This is a genomic window from Lactiplantibacillus daoliensis (genome assembly GCF_005405005.1).
GTDB lineage: Bacteria > Bacillota > Bacilli > Lactobacillales > Lactobacillaceae > Lactiplantibacillus > Lactiplantibacillus daoliensis.
In genome coordinates this window covers 14,734-33,284 of record NZ_BJDH01000006.1, presented here as the reverse complement: position 1 = coordinate 33,284, position 18,551 = coordinate 14,734, and the positions used below count along the sequence as shown (strand labels likewise).

At 43.9% G+C, this 18,551-nt stretch carries 19 protein-coding genes and 1 pseudogene; 5 read left to right on the top strand and 15 right to left on the bottom strand.

Features of this window, described 5'->3' with window-relative positions; all coding sequences use genetic code 11:
- Positions 1 to 73: 73 nt before the first annotated feature.
- Together FFM64_RS08680 and FFM64_RS08675 are read right to left on the bottom strand one after the other, a co-directional pair.
- Positions 74 to 829 (bottom strand): ABC transporter permease, encoded by a 756-nt coding sequence (locus FFM64_RS08680; protein WP_137607622.1) that lies wholly within the window; start codon positions 827 to 829, stop codon positions 74 to 76.
- Positions 826 to 1,476 (bottom strand): ABC transporter ATP-binding protein, encoded by a 651-nt coding sequence (locus FFM64_RS08675; RefSeq protein ID WP_137607621.1) that lies wholly within the window; start codon positions 1,474 to 1,476, stop codon positions 826 to 828. Before FFM64_RS08675 ends, FFM64_RS08680 begins: the two co-directional genes overlap by 4 nt.
- A gap of 759 nt (positions 1,477 to 2,235) precedes the next feature.
- On the opposite strand from FFM64_RS08675, the gene rlmD reads away from it, so the two are divergent.
- Together rlmD and FFM64_RS08665 are read left to right on the top strand one after the other, a co-directional pair.
- On the top strand, positions 2,236 to 3,681 hold the full coding sequence (gene rlmD / locus FFM64_RS08670) for a 23S rRNA (uracil(1939)-C(5))-methyltransferase RlmD (protein ID WP_137607620.1): 1,446 nt from the start codon (positions 2,236 to 2,238) through the stop codon (positions 3,679 to 3,681).
- A 21-nt stretch (positions 3,682 to 3,702) separates the two neighbouring features.
- Positions 3,703 to 4,143: a hypothetical protein gene (locus FFM64_RS08665; RefSeq protein ID WP_137607619.1), complete on the top strand. Its 441-nt coding sequence runs from the start codon at positions 3,703 to 3,705 to the stop codon at positions 4,141 to 4,143.
- Positions 4,144 to 4,200: 57 nt separating this feature from the next.
- On the opposite strand, the gene FFM64_RS08660 is transcribed toward FFM64_RS08665, so the two are convergent.
- From FFM64_RS08660 to FFM64_RS08630, 8 genes and pseudogenes are all read right to left on the bottom strand, one after another.
- Positions 4,201 to 4,647 carry a MerR family transcriptional regulator gene (locus FFM64_RS08660; protein WP_137607618.1) on the bottom strand — a complete coding sequence of 149 codons (447 nt, stop codon included), beginning with the start codon at positions 4,645 to 4,647 and terminating at the stop codon, positions 4,201 to 4,203.
- Positions 4,648 to 4,740: 93 nt separating this feature from the next.
- On the bottom strand, positions 4,741 to 5,607 hold the full coding sequence (locus tag FFM64_RS08655) for an SDR family oxidoreductase (protein ID WP_137607617.1): 867 nt from the start codon (positions 5,605 to 5,607) through the stop codon (positions 4,741 to 4,743).
- Positions 5,608 to 5,868: 261 nt separating this feature from the next.
- Positions 5,869 to 7,869: a PTS sugar transporter subunit IIABC gene (locus FFM64_RS08650; RefSeq protein WP_137607616.1), complete on the bottom strand. Its 2,001-nt coding sequence runs from the start codon at positions 7,867 to 7,869 to the stop codon at positions 5,869 to 5,871.
- 14 nt (positions 7,870 to 7,883) lie between these two features.
- Entirely contained in the window at positions 7,884 to 8,039 is a 156-nt protein-coding gene (locus tag FFM64_RS12340; protein ID WP_171000356.1) for a hypothetical protein, read from the bottom strand.
- A 182-nt stretch (positions 8,040 to 8,221) separates the two neighbouring features.
- Positions 8,222 to 8,629, bottom strand: a pseudogene (locus FFM64_RS08645) (alpha-amylase family glycosyl hydrolase); the annotation flags it as partial.
- Between the two features lie 169 nt (positions 8,630 to 8,798).
- A complete protein-coding gene (locus FFM64_RS08640) occupies positions 8,799 to 9,449 on the bottom strand; it encodes an endonuclease III domain-containing protein (RefSeq protein ID WP_137607614.1) in 651 nt (216 codons plus the stop codon).
- 112 nt (positions 9,450 to 9,561) lie between these two features.
- Positions 9,562 to 9,819 carry a hypothetical protein gene (locus tag FFM64_RS08635; protein WP_137607613.1) on the bottom strand — a complete coding sequence of 86 codons (258 nt, stop codon included), beginning with the start codon at positions 9,817 to 9,819 and terminating at the stop codon, positions 9,562 to 9,564.
- A 35-nt stretch (positions 9,820 to 9,854) separates the two neighbouring features.
- The gene (locus tag FFM64_RS08630; RefSeq protein WP_137607612.1) at positions 9,855 to 10,415 is read right to left on the bottom strand and encodes an NADPH-dependent FMN reductase; all 561 of its coding nucleotides are present in this window, start codon (positions 10,413 to 10,415) and stop codon (positions 9,855 to 9,857) included.
- A gap of 808 nt (positions 10,416 to 11,223) precedes the next feature.
- Here FFM64_RS08630 and FFM64_RS08625 point away from each other — a divergent pair.
- Together FFM64_RS08625 and FFM64_RS08620 are read left to right on the top strand one after the other, a co-directional pair.
- Entirely contained in the window at positions 11,224 to 12,477 is a 1,254-nt protein-coding gene (locus FFM64_RS08625) for a hypothetical protein (RefSeq protein ID WP_137607611.1), read from the top strand.
- A 205-nt stretch (positions 12,478 to 12,682) separates the two neighbouring features.
- Complete coding sequence (locus FFM64_RS08620) at positions 12,683 to 13,165, top strand: Fur family transcriptional regulator (protein ID WP_137607610.1); 483 nt, start codon at positions 12,683 to 12,685, stop codon at positions 13,163 to 13,165.
- Positions 13,166 to 13,213: 48 nt separating this feature from the next.
- On the opposite strand, the gene FFM64_RS08615 is transcribed toward FFM64_RS08620, so the two are convergent.
- Together FFM64_RS08615 and FFM64_RS08610 are read right to left on the bottom strand one after the other, a co-directional pair.
- Positions 13,214 to 13,447, bottom strand: coding sequence for a PLD nuclease N-terminal domain-containing protein (locus FFM64_RS08615; RefSeq protein WP_137607609.1), 234 nt, complete (start codon positions 13,445 to 13,447; stop codon positions 13,214 to 13,216).
- Positions 13,448 to 13,510: 63 nt separating this feature from the next.
- On the bottom strand, positions 13,511 to 14,356 hold the full coding sequence (locus FFM64_RS08610) for a metallophosphoesterase family protein (protein WP_137607608.1): 846 nt from the start codon (positions 14,354 to 14,356) through the stop codon (positions 13,511 to 13,513).
- Between the two features lie 171 nt (positions 14,357 to 14,527).
- Between FFM64_RS08610 and FFM64_RS08605 the strand changes: the two genes are divergently transcribed.
- Positions 14,528 to 15,079, top strand: a complete 552-nt coding sequence (locus tag FFM64_RS08605) for a GNAT family N-acetyltransferase (protein WP_137607607.1) — start codon at positions 14,528 to 14,530, stop codon at positions 15,077 to 15,079.
- Positions 15,080 to 15,559: 480 nt separating this feature from the next.
- Here the strand turns inward: FFM64_RS08605 and FFM64_RS08600 are convergent, their stop codons facing one another.
- The 3 genes from FFM64_RS08600 to FFM64_RS08590 all read right to left on the bottom strand — a co-directional run bounded on the left by FFM64_RS08600 (position 15,560) and on the right by FFM64_RS08590 (position 17,737).
- Positions 15,560 to 15,979, bottom strand: coding sequence for a CidA/LrgA family protein (locus FFM64_RS08600; RefSeq protein WP_137607606.1), 420 nt, complete (start codon positions 15,977 to 15,979; stop codon positions 15,560 to 15,562).
- Positions 15,980 to 15,988: 9 nt separating this feature from the next.
- Positions 15,989 to 16,717, bottom strand: coding sequence for an LrgB family protein (locus tag FFM64_RS08595; protein ID WP_137607605.1), 729 nt, complete (start codon positions 16,715 to 16,717; stop codon positions 15,989 to 15,991).
- 180 nt (positions 16,718 to 16,897) lie between these two features.
- Positions 16,898 to 17,737 (bottom strand): DegV family protein, encoded by an 840-nt coding sequence (locus tag FFM64_RS08590; protein ID WP_137607604.1) that lies wholly within the window; start codon positions 17,735 to 17,737, stop codon positions 16,898 to 16,900.
- Between the last annotated feature and the right edge of the window lie 814 nt (positions 17,738 to 18,551).

The window sequence follows — 18,551 nt, the reverse complement described above, 5'->3', positions numbered from 1 at the left end:
CCAAACATCAGTATTACTCAACCACTTACACCCCCTACAAAATCCAATCTATCATAGCATATACCAGCAGACACTATTTTAATTGTTTTTGTTCATTATAAAAGTTTCGATAGGCCAAGTAACACGCAATAATTGAGCCTAAGCTAGTGGCTGACAATAACATGAAAGTGACCATAATTTGGTATTTAATCGCCCGAACTGGATCGACCCCCGCAAAAATCAAACCAGACATCATGCCAGGCAAACTAACTAAGCCAACTGTTTTAGCCGAATCAATCGTTGGTGACATCCCTGTTCGAATCGCTTCGCGGACAATTGCAATCGAGGCATCCATCAAGCCGGCCCCTAAAGCTAAACGTTCCAAGACCCCTTGTCGCTGGTCATGAAATTGGCTGTTTAGACTTCGATAGGCCAAACCAATCGCAACCATTGAATTAGACGCGATCATACCAGAGATTGGAATCATCTGGGATGGTATAAACTTGATGGCACCGGCTAGGACCAAGACCCCTAATGTCACAGCGGTGCTCACAAAAATTGCCAAAAAGGAGATGGGTAGTGCATGAGCAATCCCCGCACCACGTTTCTGAGCGTTCCACGCGGCATTGAAAATAATAAATAGAATCATCGCCGTTGTCAGCCAAAAATTATTCACGCGGAAAATATATTTCAATAAATAACCCACGATAAATAGTTGAATTACGGCACGCACGACACCAATGATAATATCTTTATCTAGGCCTAGTTTTTGCCACAGACTAATCGCCAGAGCCACTAGTACCAGCATTGCCGCCAAGAACAATGAGGTATTATTTACAACTAAATTCATGCGCCCACCTCCAAATGGCCCTCAACAACACGTAATAATTGATCTGCAGCGTCAATCTCGGTCGTATCATGAGTAATCATAATGGTTGTGACGTGGCGATCCTGATTCAGATGTCGTAACCACTGATGAATGATGTCTTTATTAGCCGTGTCCAAGCCAGCAGTGACTTCATCCAACAACAGTATTTTAGGTAAAAATAAAATATTGCGAATCAAAGCGACCCGCTGACGTTCGCCACCGGATAGGTCTTCTATTTTTTGTGTCAGCATTTTAGCAGATAACCCAACATATTCTAAGGCCGCCGTCACGTGCTCGGTGTCCATTGCTTGTTTGCGAATTTGATAAGGAAACGCCAAGTTGTCAGCGACTGTTGCCCCAAACAAGGTTGGCTGTTGGAAACAATATGAAACTGCTCGTCGATACATGATTGGGTCATAGCTCTCAATCGGTTGACCATCAAAAACCAAGTCCCCACTCGTCTTCGAAATCATGGCGGCCATTAAGCGCAAAAGCGTACTTTTTCCACTCCCAGACGGACCGGTAATCGTATAGTGCGCCCCAGCCGGAACTCCTAAATTGATGTCCTTTAAAATCAAGTTATCTCCAACCTGATAATTCACATTTGCTAGCGTCATTAAAGCACTCATCAAACACCCCTCCACTCCACTTTTAGTTGACCAAAGCTTGAAAGACTCAAAAACATTATAAATGTTGTGGTACCAGTAACCTTTACGTCTAAATTCAGCGCTCCGTCAGTCAAAATCGGTGTGCTGTGAGGGGGACGGCGCCAGCCAAGGTACGGTCTGACGCCTCAATTCCAAGCCGACAAAACACGTCTTTGAATTGCCCCGCAAGAATAGTCAGCCAAGAACGCCGACTATTCTTGCCGACACTGCACACCGATTTCGACTGACTCCGCTAAGCGTAATTAACTAGAGGTTGTTGCTGATAGCATCGGACGTGCAGGTGGTGTTTGACCGGCGTTCTTTGCCGGCCTTACACCACGGACGGTCCGGGAGATTTGCGGTTTTGGCAAAGCTTCCGGGCAAGGTTCAAGACGTTTCTAAGGCTTGAACTGGTCCCTCGTCCGCATGTTATCCGCAACAACCGGAAGCGTAGTAATCGACTAGTTTTCACCGCCTGATTGTTGATATCCTCGTGCAGACGGCAATTTTTAACTTTCTAGTTGACCTAATTTTAGCATAAATCGCTTACATTATCGGGTCCCAACTATCGCCTCATTGCCACCCTGAACGGCGTTACATGATCCCATTTTTTGACAACACGTTGTCTGTTCTTATCTTCACACACAGTTCAGCAAACTGCGCTTTTCCCCTTTACCATCAGTCGACATGCTATAATGACTTGAACGCAGTTAACAGAAAACGAGGTTAGTTAAAGCTAATATGACAGAATCGAATCATTATCCAAATCGTCGGCCAGCACGGCCATCCCAAGCGCGCCGTCAGCCGGTTGAAAAAGTCCAATCCGATATCACTTTGGGACAACGTTTCCCATTAACCATTAAGCGACTCGGCATCAATGGCGAAGGAATCGGCTACTATAAGCACGTGATCACCTTCGTGAAAGGTGCTTTACCCAGTGAAGTCATCGTCGCAGAAGTCACCACCGTCCATCCGCGTTACTTGGAAGCTAAAATTCGGAAAATCCGGAAATTTAGTCCTGATCGCGTTGATCCTCGTGATGAATATGCCGGTGAAGTCGGTGGTTTTGAACTAGAACATTTAGACTACCCAGCTCAACTAAAGTTCAAGCAAGACTTAATTCGGCAAGCACTCGAAAAATACCAACCAGCTGGTTTCCGACAGTATGACATCCGCCCAACTATTGGCATGGACGACCCCTATGAATACCGAAATAAGGCTCAATTCCAAGTTCGGATGATCGATGGTCACGTTGCCGCCGGACTCTATAAGGAAAACAGTCATGACTTAGTTGATTTACCCACTTGTTCCGTACAAATGCCGGTAACGATGACCGTTATGCGGGCCGTTGTTAAATGGCTGGAAGAATCAGCCGTTCCTATCTATGATGAGGAACACAATTCTGGTATTGTCAAAACCGTCGTTGTTAGAGCAGCCGCAGCAACTGGGGAAGTTCAACTCGTCTTTGTCACAAATACGCCTAAATTCCCAAAAAAGCATCAACTACTCATGAAGATTGCCGATAAATTACCAATGGTCGTCTCTGTGATGCAAAATGTGAATATTGGCAAAACTTCTTTAATCTGGGGTGACCAGACCACTTTATTGGCTGGTAAACCAACGATTACCGAAGAATTAGATGGGCTTGCCTTCGATTTATCAGCGCGAGCTTTCTTCCAATTGAACCCTGAACAAACCAAGAAACTCTATCAACTGGCTCGCACCGCGTTAAACCTAGCCCCACACGAAACCTTAGTTGATGCCTATTCCGGTGTTGGGACGATTGGTTTGTCATTGGCCGATGTGGCTCAAGAAGTTCGTGGCATGGATACGATTCCCGCAGCTGTGGCGGACGCCAACGAAAATGCTAAGCGCAACCAGATCACCAATGCCAAATACGAAGTTGGTGAAGCCGAAACGTTGTTACCACAATGGTTAGCTAGTGGTTTTGCGCCAAATGCAATTGTGGTTGATCCACCTCGAACTGGTTTAGACGACGTGCTTATCGACGCTATTTTACAAAGTGCCCCAGAAAAGCTCGTTTATATTTCTTGTAATCCCTCAACGTTAGCCCAAGATCTGCGTCAATTGACCCGCGGCTACCAGGTCGATTACATTCAATCAATTGATATGTTTCCACAAACCGCACGCTGTGAAGCGGTCGTCCGTTTCACCAAGCGGCATTAATCAGCAAGGGAGTTTTTGCTTATGGCAGATAATGACAGTCAAATTGCCTTGACGATGACCTTTAGCTTACGACCACCGTTCAAGACGCATTTCTTATTGTTGAAAGATTACGTTGCCGATGTTCGGATTCCGGAACGAGAAGGCATGTTAACAACGCTGATTGCTAAAAACATTCCGTTGTCACCCACATTAGAAAAACTGAAGACTATTTTTGATGACGTCAAAAACCCAGTCTACTGGCAACTTCATGATCAAGCGGTTCAAGAATTCTTCGACAATCATCCTGAAAAACGACCAATTTTACCGCTAGATTTATTGCAGGTCGTGATCAATACGCTCGCCGCACAGGGCTTAACTGACAAGCAATTGACCGCTATTATGAAAGACATTTTTGACCAGCTACAAACTAATCAGTTTAGTGCACGGGCTTCGCAACGCATTTTGACAGAATTTACAAAATAACTGACCAAACTAAAATACTCACCAAATTGCAGTCTAACCGCAACTTGGTGAGTATTTTTAGTCCCTAGCCTTCAAAATAAACTTCGGCTGATCATCCACCAGCTTCACAAAAATTTCTTGTGTGGGATCTGGATCAAATTGTCCTAAATCCACTAATAGCTGGCCATCTGTCGCCACTTCATAGCCTTGGTACCGACCAAATAAAAGACGATACATCGTTTGTGCCGGCCGCATGCGTTCATCCACTTGTGCGGCAGCCGCTTTTAACGTATAACCGGTCTGCAACAAATTGCTCATGGCGGCCGCTTTAATCACCATTTTCATGGTGTAAATCCGCGCGCGCCCCGGTTCGTCTTCATTTTTAGGAATAATATATCCCTTTTTTTGCCAATAACGCAGCTGGCGTGGCGAGACACCAGTCATTCTGCTTAACTCACTGATACCAATTGTCAGTTGTCCCCGATGAAACAAGTCGCGAAAATCTGGACTCATTTGTTCAGACATGCTAGCGTCCCCCTTTCCAAATGCTCTTGTCAGTTTAAATTATAGCATGGAATGGGGACCGCCCAGTGCCTTGACCATGAATTTTAGGTGACTTTAGGCCTTTTTAGGGTAATTCGTTTGTAAAAAATCGACCAATGATTGGGCAGGATGTCCCATAATCGTCTCGTAATCATCACTCACGTCACTCAACAGGCCTAAGGCACCACCAGCATACATCGAAGCCAACATATGACCTTCGTTGCCTGCATTATATAACGCTTCAAACTCTGCCAAGGTCACTGGTTCATACCCGATCGGCTGGTTTGAAACTTGACTCAAGACATTTGCCAAAGCAGGCATCGTATAAGATTGCGACTGCGTCAACGTATAGATTCGTCCATTTCCTAACAATCGTGGCGTGGTTGCAACTTTGGCAAAAGCGGCTGCGCTATCCGCCTGACTGATAAAACTCAACGCTTGATCCGCCATCGGATAAATCACATTCTGTCGTTCAATCAATTCTGGCAAATAAGGCACCAACGGATCAGCATACAGCGCATTACGGATAATCGTGTAGTGTAGACTAGAAGCTGCTAACCGGCGCGGAACGTAGCCGTAGAAAGCTGACAACGCAAAGGGATTATTTATTTGATCCGCGATAAAACCCATGACTAAAATATGCTTGACTCGACTTGTTTCCGCTGCCTGAATGACATTTTCAAATTCACTCACCCGCGAATAGCTATCATGACTCTTACTTGGTACATAAATAAAAACATCACTATCCGCCAACACCGGCTTCAAACTAGCCACATCGTGATAATCCATTGCCATCACAGTCATGCCCGCTGCGGCAAAAGCCGCCGCTTTACTGACTGTATGGACGCCTAAATTGAGTTGCGTTGCCGGCACTAGCTGACTTAACGCCTTCACAATTTGAGTCCCTAAATGACCAGTTGCACCAGTTATCGTTATTTTCATTTTTAGTTCCCACTTTCCTGTAACTTTATAAGTTACATTAAAACAGCTATTATTTGAAATGTCAACTAGTTGCGCTGATTTCGTCAACTTCGCCGCTGCTTGACCGGCCGATTATGTCTCATCGCCGCCTGTCATCAGTGATAACCGGAGGCGTTTTCCATAATCCATGTTCAACTTTTCGCGAAATAAAAAGTCCGCTGCAATCATCTGCAACGAACTTTTAAGGCGTGATCAAATTCTAAGACTTATATTGAAGTTAGATTATGCAGCTTGTTGGCCTAAATGTTTCTTCTTTGGCGCAGTCTTAACATTTTTAACATCCGCGTCTGAGAAACCAAACATGTAAGTCAACGTAAAGGCGACAATAATATCAGCGATTGAAGCAATCCAGAAACCCCAGAAACTGAAGTCCAAACCTTTCGGGTTAACGAAGGACGTGAAGCCGATTAAGGAACCAGCGAAGCCCCACATATTAACATGCATCAAGCCGGTTAAGAAACCACCGACGGCCCCACCAATGCTGGCAGTGACGAAGGCCCGACCGTATTTCAAGTTAATCCCGTACATGGCAGGTTCTGTCACACCAGAGAAGGCTGAAATCGTTGCTGGCCAAGCTAATTCTTTAATATTGGCAACCTTTGATTTCATGGCAATCGCTAAGACAGCCCCACCTTGGGCAACCATCGTTGCTGAAACAATCGCATTCAAGTAGCTGTGACCAGTCGTGGCAATATCGTTGGCTACAATTGGAATAATCGCCCAGTGCAAGCCGAAGATAACCAAGACCTGATAGAAACCACCAATGATCAACCCAGAAATTGCTGGACTGAGTTCGTAGATTTTTACAATCCCGGCCGCTAAAGCACCAGAGAAGGCGGTGATAATTGGTCCGAGGAATAAGATAATCGCACCAGAAATAATAATAACTTCGAGTAATGGGACAAAGATCATTCGTAAGACGGTTGGAATCACACGTTTCAGCCATGGTTCCAACTTGCTAGCTAACCAAGCACCAGCAATCATTGGGAAGATAGAATAGCTGTATGAAGCCACGTGAACTGGTAATCCAAAGAAATTAGCGTTAATTCCCATACCTAGTAAATGACTGGTAACTTTACCAGTGCTGGCAATCGCCACAATCGTTGGATACGTCAGCACCCCACCAATGATTCCCATAATGACTGGATCAGAGCCTAGTTTCTTGGCAGCAGTGAACCCGACGAAGATTGGTAAGAAGTAGAAGACTGAATCCCCCATCGCATTGATAATCACATAAGTTGTCGTCGTTGCAGAAACGAGTTTGAAGGAGGTCAGTAGGGCTAAGACCCCTTTTAAAATACCTGAAGCAGCCAACAAGCCGATGACCGGAATCATGGACCCGGTGATCACCCCAATTAAGGCACTAAAACCATGCTTAACCTTTTGCCAAGGGGTCATCTTTTTCCACGCGGCCTTATTGGCTTCTTTTTCACTAGCAATAGCGGAAGCATCATCGTCACCGAACCCTGGGCCAAGCTGGGAAACAACCGCGTCATAAACGTCTGTGACTGCTGGGCCAATAACAACTTGATATTGACCACCAGCCTTGGCAACGTCGATAACACCTTTCAGATTGCGAATCACATCATCCTTCGCAATGCTCTCATCCTTTAAATAGAACCGAACTCTGGTGATACAATGAATAACGCTCTTCACGTTCCCAGCACCACCAATGTTCGTGATGATTTGACTCGCTAAAGCATCATACTTACCGCCGTTGCCTTTATCCGGCGTTGGCGTGGTGGTCGCCGCAGTTTCAGCCTGCAAGTCTACTTGTGCAGCCACTGACCCTGCAGCAACATTTCCTAGGTTTGGTGTCAATTCAGCCACCTTGTCCGCGGTATTTGTGACTGCCAAAATGACCGTCGTTTCCTTACCAGCAGCCTTGACCGCTGCTAAATCCATCGTCCCGATTTTGTCGCCGGCTTTAACTTCATCCGCAACCTGAATATTGAGCTTAAACGGTGGGTTGTCTTTTAATTCAACGGTATCAATTCCTAAATGAACCAAGACCTCCAAACCATCAGTGGTTGCAAAACCAATCGCATGTAAAGTCGATGCCACCATCGTAATACGCCCACTAACTGGCGCGACGATTTGACCACTGGTTGGTTCAACTCCAAAGCCTTTACCCATCATACCTTGTGAAAACACTGGATCTTTAACGTCACTTAAGGGTATTAGCTGCCCTTTAATTGGTGATAATAATTGCACTTGTTTCATCGCGAAGTCCCCCTTTACTTTAAATCGCGTAATAAGGCAATTGCTTCATACGGCTGTAAAATCACGGCATTACCAACCATCGTGGCGGCATAATTAGAAATTAAGACCTGCGCACCAACAAATTCTGGTGGTAACTCCACCGTGGTTTTTCGCCCAAAGAAATTAGTCAAAACGGCTACCTGCTAATCTGTACTCGTTCGCGGATAGGCCAACACTTGGGGATGATCCAGCAATAGCGGCTGATAATCCCCATCTGAAATGGCTACGACTTGTTTTCTTAACTGAATTAACCGTTGATAGTAGTTAAATTTTCCCCATGTTCAAGTTCATTTTCCACATTAATCGTGGCTTGATTCGTCGGTGGCGTGCCATCTGTTTTAGCGGAGCGGATATAATAGTATTGCTGAAACTCAGGGTCACCCGCCAAAGCTTTTTGAAACCATTCATGCTGAATCGAGGTATGGTTAAACACCATATCCAGCATGACGTCGATACCAACGGCTTTCAAAGCCTGCACCAAGTCATCAAAATCCACCATCGTCCCAAATAACGGGTCAATTTGATAATAGTCTTCGATATCGTAGCCATTATCGCGTTGTGGCGAGACAAGGAACGGATTAAACCAAATCATATCAACATTCAGGCGTGACAAATATGGAACCTTTGCAATGATTCCCCGTAAATCACCAATGCCATCGCCGTCACTGTCATAAAACGACTTAGGATAGATTTGATAGATCACTTTTTGTGAAAAGTGCACCAATATCCCCTCCTAACCTAACTCAGATTTAAGTAAATCGGATTAAAGGAAACGCTTTCATTTACTTGTGACAATCATATCGACCTCGGCGGTAACGGTCAAATATAACCAAGCGATTTGTTCGCTTATATGGTAATTTAAAGAACGGCTTTATTAGTTAACTTACTTTCTATTGTAAGTGCAATTGCTGGTCAGCTAGAAAAGACTGTTGAAAGTCCGCGGTTGTTTTAACTTGCTTACCAAATTCAACAATCAAGGCATGGTATTCACGGGCCGAGGTAAAATCATAATGCCAATTATCGGCAATCAAGGCTTGGGCCTTCACGTAAGCGCTCGGTAATTGTACGCCTAGCCACGTGAATAAACGCCGTAAATAAGTATCAACAATAATCGTTGGTTTATCAAAAACATACATCGAAAAATAGTCAGCCGTCTCATCACCGATTCCCTTGAGTGCCTTTAACTCCCGTCGAATCTGTGCGGCTGGTAAAGCTCTGATCTGAGTCAAATCAAACCCATACTGACCGCTCCAAGCCGCTAATGCTTGCAGTGTCGGAACCTTGCGCGTATAGAATCCTGCTGGCTTGACTATCGCAGTCAGTTCAGCCGAAGTTAGTGCTAATAAGCGCTGCGGTTCAAATTGGGTAGCAGTCTTCAAATTAGCCAACGCATAATCAACATTCCGCCAATTCGTATTTTGAACGAGAACGCCACCCCACAAGATTTCCCAAGGCGTTTCTGCTGGCGGAACACCGGGCTCCAACCAATGCTGCGGTCCCATGGTGGTTAACATTAAGTGATACAATTCATCAATCGTCATGACTTTTCCTCCAAAAGAAAAAGCGCCGGAAAATGATTTCCAGCGCTCAATTTATACTTTATCATAATGGAAATAGTGCCTAAATAACAGTCAGCGGTTCGGACCGACTTAATTAGTCATCAGTAACACTTGTCCGCTTAACAGTTAAAACAATATCAGCTTTTCTGTTAGTTGGTTTGACCTTTTCAGCAAAGTCCAAGCCGGCATCCTTAAATAAGTTCTGAACTTCAGTATTTACTAACGGTAAGTCGCGTGGATCTCCGGCTTGCTGGCGAATATAAACAACATATTCATCTGGCAATTCTTCCAAATCATATTCAACATCTTCATCATTTAGAATGACATAAATCAACTTACGTTCTCTGTTCATCTGAAATTACCCCTCAACGCTTATTTTTTTAATTCTTATTCACTGACCGTGTTCTTGGCCACTTGCTGTACAAACTTAAGGTAGTCTTGCGTACAATGATCGAGCCAATCGACTGTTGGTTGATCCGTAATATTCCCCGCAGCATCAATCTTATTTTGAACTAAGCCCATCAAGAATTCATCACCAGGCATCGCTAATGCGGCTACCCCAGGTGAATCCAAGATTTGACGTAAATGACCTTGTGCACGGACAGTTCCAAGTGGTCCCATCGTGGCACCTAAGATCATCACCGGTTTGCCTTTTAACGGATGTTCAACCCGAGAAAGCCAATCGATCGCATTTTCAAGTACGCCTGAAATACTATGATTGTATTCAGGTGTGACAAAAATAACGCCATCTGCGTCGAGTACTAACTGTTTGAAAGCCTTAACATTATCAGGTGCAGTTAGTTCAATATCTTGGTCATAATATGGTAACTCACGTAATGACGGGATGGTCACATCCATCTGGTCCGCGTAACGGTTCTTCACATATTCGGCTAATTTTTGATTGTACGAGGCATGTCGAATGCTACCAACAAGTGCAACAATTTTCATGTACTGGACACTCCTTTAAGCTGTATTTATCTTAAGTATACCCCTTTTTTGAAATACTTGCGGAACCGGTTTCAAGTATTTTCAGAAATATTGTAAAATATTGAGCTAATTATTGAATCGCTAACTAAAAGTGAAAAGTTAAAAATTGCCGATCTGTGCCGCCATGTCAATAATCAGGCGGTAAAGTCGATCATTGCCGTTTCCGGTTGTTGCTGATAACATGCGAACGAGGGACCGGGTCAAGCCTAAGAAACGTCTCGACCCTCGCCGGAAACTTTGTCAAAACCGCAAATCTCCCGGACCGTCCGTGGTGTAAGGCCGGCAAACAACGCCGGGCAAACGTCACCTGCACGTTCGATACTATCAGCAACAACTTCCAACTAATCAGTGGTTTTAAGGAGATAAATCAGTTATTTATACTCAGCAGCGTTAATCAGAACCGTTGTGCTGTGTTGACAAGATTGAACGACGTGCTTGATCGTCTAATCTTGTAGGGCACGCGGTTGACCGGCTTTGAATTGAAGTCGCAGACCGTACTTTGGCTACGGCTGTCCCTCATAGCACAAGGATTCTGACTGACAAAGCGCTCACCGTAATACTAATTCAGGTACGGTAGCGGTTGACATCACAGTACTTCCAATATATTTTGACCTTTAAACAACTGACCCATCTGTCCCTCAAACGATAAACAACAAATCCCTCCAAAAATTCTTTTATTAACTTTTTTCAAAACAACGCTTCCCACCCATCTCACACATACCTAGTCTGTTATACTGTTTATTAGAGAATTTGATCGGGGGTTGTTACTGTGTATTATCGTGGTGAAGCGCTAGATTTTTTAAATATGTTACTAACAGATACCACCGCGCCATTGATGCGTTCACGGTTGGTTTTTTCTAGTAAAATCGATGTAGAACGGCTTAAAGCCGCGGTCCTATCTACTGCGCAAATCGTCCCCGAGATTTTTGCGCACTACCAAGCGGATCACAATCGCTTCGAAGTCGTTAACCAACAAGTTGATGATGTCGTCATTGAGGCACAGAGTCCGTACAGCCCTGAAAATTTTGACTTTAACTTTAAAACTGGTCCACAATTACGCTTGTTTGTGATTCATCATGACCAATATGATGTCCTACAAGCTTTCATGAGCCACCTATTAACTGATAGCGTTGGCTTTAAAGAATACCTTTACTTACTATCCCAAGCTTATAACCTTGATGACTTGACTGGTTTCACGAATGAACGGCGACTACGTTCGGTTATGCCGCAACTCCAACGCCAGTTCCAACGCCCTAATCGGCATCCGGAGCTACCACTCAACAACGTCAAATTGCCACATTATCAAGGCATGAATTTGCGCCATGTTGGTCACATTATGCTAACGAGCAAACAATTTATGCGAGTGCGTAAGGTTGCTAAAGCGCAAAATGTTGGTATTAGTGAGGCAATTTTGGCCGCATACGCAAAGGCTTTGCAGGTTTTAACTGGGCACACTACGATTACACTGCCGTGTCCAATCAACTTCCGACACTTTGCCGAAGAACAACCGAAGACAACCCGGGTTGCCAATCTAACCGGTGCGGTTTATCTCAACGTTAAGGTTGATGTCGACGCGCCGTTCTCTGCGCTTGTCCAACATGTGCACGATTTACTAACCACGGAACGCACGCGAGCAGCCTTTCTATATCGACTCACCAACTTACAAAAAATGAACCATACGATGCCTGTCAGCCTCATGCGAAAATTAACAAAGCGTTGGCTTGCCCAGCAGCCGCTAACGTATACTAATTTTGGGGTCATTGACCAGCAGCGCTTACAATTTCATGGCTTAACTGTGGTTAATTGCGTCTTTTCTGGCGCCTTTCGGACCGCTCCGACTATGGAAATCGCCGCAAGCACTTTTGCTGGCACCTGCACCTTAAGTTTCAACAGTATTAGCTCTGAACGTGATTATCAGCTTGGCATGAAAATTCTGGAAAATGTGCAAGCACAACTACTCGTTTGGTCACAAACTGCAGTTGTCGGTGAAACGCTTAAATCAGTTACCACTGATGAACCTTAAAAAGGTGTGATCAAAGAGTGCCTTTGGTCACACCTTTTCTATGCTTAGCTGAAAAGTACCTAGGATGTGTTCATCCAAGGCACTTTATTTTTTCTCTGGATCATTAAATTTGTCAAAAATTTCTATTAATAACGTTTCTAAATTGGAATCCTTCTAATAAGTGTGGTTTAATAGGGGTGAATCTTAGCAAAGGGGGAACCGCGTCGTGGCAGAAGATATGTTAACGCAAGCTTTACAACAATTAAAGGATCACAAAATTCGAGTAACCCCGCAGCGTCAGATTATTCTGACTTACCTCGTTACTCACCATAATCATCCTTCCGTGGAGACCATCTATCAGGCTCTGGAATCTCAACTCCCGAACTTAAGCCTGGCGACGGTTTACAACACCTTAAAGCTGTTTGTTGATTTGGGCATTGTGATTGAATTACAAAACGGCGATGCCGGCACTCATTATGATTTCTTTGGGCGGCCTCACTATCATGTCGTTTGTGAAAATTGCGGTAAAATTACCGACGTTTTTGAACCCGATTTAAGTGGCATTGATGAAACTGCCGCCAAACTTTCAGGTTACTTAGTCACTGGACACAATATGGAAGTGTATGGACTCTGCCCAGAATGCCAAGCCAAGCTTGGGATTACCCATACAAGTGAGTTACAACGATTAAATTTAAGTCATGCAGAATAGTAAAAAGGTCGACCATCGCTGGTCGACCTTTTAGTTTGCTCAAATTTTTTAGTCTCGGGATTGGCCAAACATAAAGTATAGCCATGGCCCAATTGGTTGAACGAAAGCCAGTAATAACCAGCCGATTTTGTGACCACGACGAAATGACTTTGCACGGATAATATCCGTAATCGCAATGCTGGACGCAACAAGTTCAAACGCCGCTACCGGTGCAATCTGTTGGCGACCCCGCCGTGATAATTTTGGACGCCGTTCATGGTGCAAGTGACAATGTTTTAACATTTCAAAAGCCCCCTTATTGTTTATCCTCATTATACGCGGTTCATAATGTAAACGCTAACAGCACTATAAATTAGCCGGTCGTTTGGTCAAAAAACGCGTTGACGGAATCGGTAAAGTGTCCAAGACAGCCGATTGTTGTAACAACTGGCGCACCGTGACGCCCACTTGACCACGATCAACCGTAATAATTTGATAACTACTACTCTCGCGAATTTCGTGTAACTGCGGATCGGTACAATCAATATCAAATGAGGCCGAGCCAGCGACCACGTTCAAGATGCTATCGCCATTTAAATAACTGGTTGGAAAATGAACGTGTCCAGAAAAGACCCCACCGATATTATGGCCGCGAAGGACCGATAATAATTCTGGTGTATTTTGTAAAATTGCATAGTGCATATTTTCCATTGGTGCCCCGTCTAACGGATGGTGTAAAAATATAAAGGCCCGTTTGGTCGGTGCCTGACGGAGGTGCTTTCCAAGCCACTGTAGCTGGGCCGAGGGCAACCAACCTGCTTGAAAGCCGTCAATTTTTGAGTCTAAAAAATAAAAATCATTATTGCCAATACGCATCCGATTGGCATAATATGGCCCTGGATTAGCGGGCAAATAACCTTCATAGAACGCTTCACGCGTGTCATGATTTCCCAAGATCACCCGAACGTGACAATTAAATTCATCTTTCATCATATGGACAACGCCATGTAATCGTTGGTAATCGTCCGCACTACCGCTATGAACTAAGTCGCCGGTAAACACGATCAAATCTGGCTGATAAGGTAAAGTCCGAATATCCTGAATGATGGCCGTCAGTTTCATCCAGGGATCAATATTTTGATGATGAGCTGGCACTTGACCGTGGGGCGTCAAATGCGTATCCGAAATCTGAATTATATGCAACCGTTGCATCCTATCACTTCTTTACACTAATATTCACCAAATGGTTAACCCTAGCATACTGATTAGACGTAAATTTTAACCAAGTTAATCTGTAAAATAAATGTAAATATTTCGTTAGTAGTGCTTTTTGACTCAGTGAGCTATGATAGGGATATTAGTTTAACAGGAGAGGATTTCATTTTGAAAAATATTTTAGCTGGCCCCCGACTCACCCTATCAGTACCACAACCCGAGGATTTTGATGAAATTAGTGATTGGTATACTACGGGTGATTTTTTACGGAATTTAGACACAGCACCTGCACGACCACTTTCTGGCGAAGCATTGGAGCAAACCTATCGTAATTTAGACCGAAACACAGAATTTTACTTTCATGTTCGTAGTCAGGAAGATAACCGTTTACTTGGTTTCGTGACCCTTTATAATATTGAATGGACCAACCAGATTGCCCAGCTAGCCATCGCGATTGGTGATCCTGCTGACCGTGGCAAAGGTTACGGTACGGAAGCTTTAAATCTCATGCTTAATTACGGTTTCAACGAGTTAAATCTGTTTAAAGTTTGTTTGGACGTCATCGCAACTAACCACGCCGCGATTGCCGTTTACCAAAATAGTGGCTTTGAATTTGAAGGCACGAACACGCTTGCCGTCAAGCGTGACGGGGAACGGTTCGACCTTTATAGTATGGGCTTATTTGCAACGGATTTTCAGCCGCGAATTAAATTAGACTAATCTACCAGCGCAATTAGTTGCAGCCGGTAGCGTTTGCAATTATAATAGTCGCAGATTGATAGAAAGTGATCAACTGACTATCGATCATTAATATTCTTTAGTTTTAAGATTGTAATCGGTGTTGCTGCCATAATGCCGATTAATAATCACTTTCATTCATAGACTCCCCCAAGTCTTATGAATGGGGTTCATCAAAGCCCCCACTTTGATGTTTCCTACTCCTTGACCACTGCATCCATGATGTAGTGGCTTTTTTTGTGCAGAGTGCGAGGTCAACCAGGTTGAGAGTGAGCATTGCCTAGCACAGTCAATTACTCGACGATTTTCCGAGTGGTTGACTGTGCGTAGCAAGCCGAACTCTCAGGTTGGCCGAACACGTTTCGACTATCAAAATAACAACCCCAAAAACAATTAAATCCGACTGGTGCTTGATCTACCAAAACGGTAAATCCAACACCACCCGGACCTAATAACAGGTTATTAATCCTCCTCGACTTCGATTGAACTTTGTTGACGACGCGCGACGACATATTCCTTAACTTTAATGAGAAGCCAAGAAATACCTGCAGTGAAAAGTAACAACATCAGCGTTGATACAACGACCACGATAATAATCTGTACCCCTTCTGCTTTTAACACATCTAACTTCGTTACCAATGCCACACCAGATGGAATAAAAATCAGGCTAATAATTTGAACAAAGAAGTTGCTGACGCCTTCAACTTGTTCCAACTTCACAATTTTCAACGTTAGCAAAAGATATAGCATAATCATCCCAATCAAGGCTGGTGGCATCGGAAAGCCCGGCCAAATTTGATTAACCAACTCAGAGATCAAACTACTGACCAGCAGAATCACGCCATAGATCATAATTTGCTTAATAAACTTTGTTTTTTTCATACGCGCCTCCTAACCTAAACCAACTAGATGTGCGAAACTTGGAACCATGAAATTCACCAAGATTCCCGCAATCACGAAAGAAATTGCACCGGTCGCACCGGCCGCTTCACTCACCTCAATTGCCTTGGTCGCACCCACAGCATTCCCGGCAATTCCGAAGCCTAGTCCCGCACCTAACGGATTTTTGTGCAACTTGAACCAGCGAATAAAATGGTCGCCAAGTGCATAAATCAAGACTGAATTTAAAATTACCGCAAAGGCCGCAATCGCTTGATCACCACCAACTGACTCTGCGACTGGTAACGCAATCGCCGTTGTCGCCGCTTGGACTAGCATGGCGCCCAAAGCAGCATCCGTAAGCCCCATCAAGCGGGAGACACCGTAAATTCCAAACAGTGATAATAATAGTCCTAGGAACAACGCCACCAAAATGACATCCCAGTGTTTTCTAAAAATATCATTTCGTTTGTACAGTGGGACTGCAAAAGAAACGGTCGCCGGAGCAACGAACCAGAATAACCAGTCGCCACCAATCTGATAGGCTTGATAAACTTTGTGCAACGGTGCTTTGAGGGCCGACGCAATCAATACCAGTAAACCAATCCCAAGCAACATTCCAAAAAACAGCGGTTGGAATAATACAAAACGATTCGTCTTATGATAAAAATACTCGCCAATCCCATAAACCAGCACGGTTAGCCCGATACCAAAAAATGGATTATTGAGAAGATATGCCAAAAAATTTCCTACTTTCTTTTGAGGGAAAAAGTGTCAAAAAAATAGCGCACCCATCCGGGTCTAGTCATCATTAAAATGGTGGTTAGGCTCAGAACAGTGCACCAACACGGCTCTAAATATATGTTGTTTTAATTATAGCAAGCTAAAGGACAAAATGATAGTATTTTGTTCAATAAGTTTTCAATCTACGACATAAAGCATTAAAGCGTATGCTCCGATACCAGTATGTGTCGCAATAATTGGACTCGTGCGGTCAACCAACAAATCTGTCTCGGGGGCGACTTTCATCATTAAATCACGAGGAGCAGCCGCAACCGCATCCTCACCAACATACGAGATACCAGCAGCTTCAACCCGGGTCACATCTGCCAAGTCATCCAGAATTTGAGTCTGTGCTTTAATCAAAGCTTTTTTTCCGCGACCACGCGTATACAATTTGAGCTTGCCATCCATAAGCTCAAAAACAAACTTCAATTTTATTAAATTAGTCACCACACCGGCAATTTTAGGCACCCGGCCACCTTTAACCAAGTTGTCGAGAGTATCCACAAACAAATAAACATGGGTTTGACGCCGAATAACCGCGATCTTTGCTAAAATCGTCGCCAAATCAGCCCCAGCATGAGCCATCCGGGCAGCCGTCAGGACTTGAAAAGCCATCCCACGATCCGCCGACTGCGAGTCTACCACTGTCACATCGCCTGTCGCCAGTTGTGCTGCCTGGCGAGCCGCATTAACAGTCCCACTCAAAGTTTCCGTAATATGTAGTGATAAAACCTGACTACCATCTGCCGTCAACTCGTCGTAAAGTGTTACGAACGATCCAATTGGCGGCTGACTCGTCGTCGGTAATAGGTCGCTGGCCGCCATTTGACGATTAAAGTCTTCACGTGAAATGGTATTATCTTGGACCAATTCGCCACCAAAACCGACTAGCAGGGGCACGATTTGAATATCATATTGTTCAATTTCGGCAGCAGTTAACTGGACCGAAGAATCTGTTACGATTTTGATGCTCATTTTTAGTCACACTTTCAAGTTGTTTTGCCAGCAATTATAGCATGTCGCCACTTTCAATCCAGCCAAAAGCCCGTTATCACAATGTTTAGGAGTTATCATAACAAAACATCTGACCTCAATTAGTTATAAACTTTGTAAAAACAGTCAATTTTTCAATGCAAAGTCACGACTTTAGTACGTTGACATCACAAATTCTTCATCACCCGCCGTTATACTATGTTCATAGTCAATTAAGAGATTCCCCGTTTCTTAACGACCGACTAAACTTAAAATTCAATTACTTCCCCGAGTGATGAATTCATATGTATACAACCTACTTTTCTTCCCTTTTCCACCGTATTCCCCGATACGGTGGTTTTTTATTGCCAGTCTGTAAGAACGTGCTGAGTGACTGCGCACGGTTTGCTTATTAAAATTGTGCCTTCTCATCCTACTCCTGCCCCCAAGCCTAATTTCTTTCAATCAAGGATCACAGTTTCAGCTTTCTGGTGTCATACTTTCTTCAAGACTCCCCGTTATACTGTGTTCATAGTCATTAAGGAACTCCCCATTCCTTAACGACAACTAACTTAATTCAATTACCACTCCAAGTAATGAATTTATGTCAAGACAACCTAACTTAATTTACTTCCTTTTTTACCACCGTATTTCCCCGATACGATGGTTTTTTTATTGAACAAAATCATATCTCAATAGCCGTCATAACAATGATTAAGGCCTTAATAAAGGCTTAGTGAATTTTTCACAACATTGAACGGATTCAGTCACATATTCTTCACACGGTCCGGCTATGATTACATCATAGCAATTGAGG

Bases quoted from the DNA above. Each gene is read 5' to 3' on its own strand.
- FFM64_RS08675 (WP_137607621.1), bottom strand. From the start codon at position 1,476: ATGAGTGCTTTAATGACGCTAGCAAATGTGAATTATCAGGTTGGAGAT.
- FFM64_RS08640 (WP_137607614.1), bottom strand. From the start codon at position 9,449: ATGACGATTGATGAATTGTATCACTTAATGTTAACCACCATGGGACCG.
- FFM64_RS08655 (WP_137607617.1), bottom strand. From the start codon at position 5,607: ATGAAAATAACGATAACTGGTGCAACTGGTCATTTAGGGACTCAAATT.
- FFM64_RS08660 (WP_137607618.1), bottom strand. From the start codon at position 4,647: ATGTCTGAACAAATGAGTCCAGATTTTCGCGACTTGTTTCATCGGGGA.
- FFM64_RS08665 (WP_137607619.1), top strand. From the start codon at position 3,703: ATGGCAGATAATGACAGTCAAATTGCCTTGACGATGACCTTTAGCTTA.
- FFM64_RS08680 (WP_137607622.1), bottom strand. From the start codon at position 829: ATGAATTTAGTTGTAAATAATACCTCATTGTTCTTGGCGGCAATGCTG.
- FFM64_RS08600 (WP_137607606.1), bottom strand. From the start codon at position 15,979: ATGAAAAAAACAAAGTTTATTAAGCAAATTATGATCTATGGCGTGATT.
- FFM64_RS08635 (WP_137607613.1), bottom strand. From the start codon at position 9,819: ATGAACAGAGAACGTAAGTTGATTTATGTCATTCTAAATGATGAAGAT.
- FFM64_RS08650 (WP_137607616.1), bottom strand. From the start codon at position 7,869: ATGAAACAAGTGCAATTATTATCACCAATTAAAGGGCAGCTAATACCC.
- rlmD (WP_137607620.1), top strand. From the start codon at position 2,236: ATGACAGAATCGAATCATTATCCAAATCGTCGGCCAGCACGGCCATCC.
- FFM64_RS08590 (WP_137607604.1), bottom strand. From the start codon at position 17,737: ATGAGCATCAAAATCGTAACAGATTCTTCGGTCCAGTTAACTGCTGCC.
- FFM64_RS08630 (WP_137607612.1), bottom strand. From the start codon at position 10,415: ATGAAAATTGTTGCACTTGTTGGTAGCATTCGACATGCCTCGTACAAT.
- FFM64_RS08610 (WP_137607608.1), bottom strand. From the start codon at position 14,356: ATGCAACGGTTGCATATAATTCAGATTTCGGATACGCATTTGACGCCC.
- FFM64_RS08615 (WP_137607609.1), bottom strand. From the start codon at position 13,447: ATGTTAAAACATTGTCACTTGCACCATGAACGGCGTCCAAAATTATCA.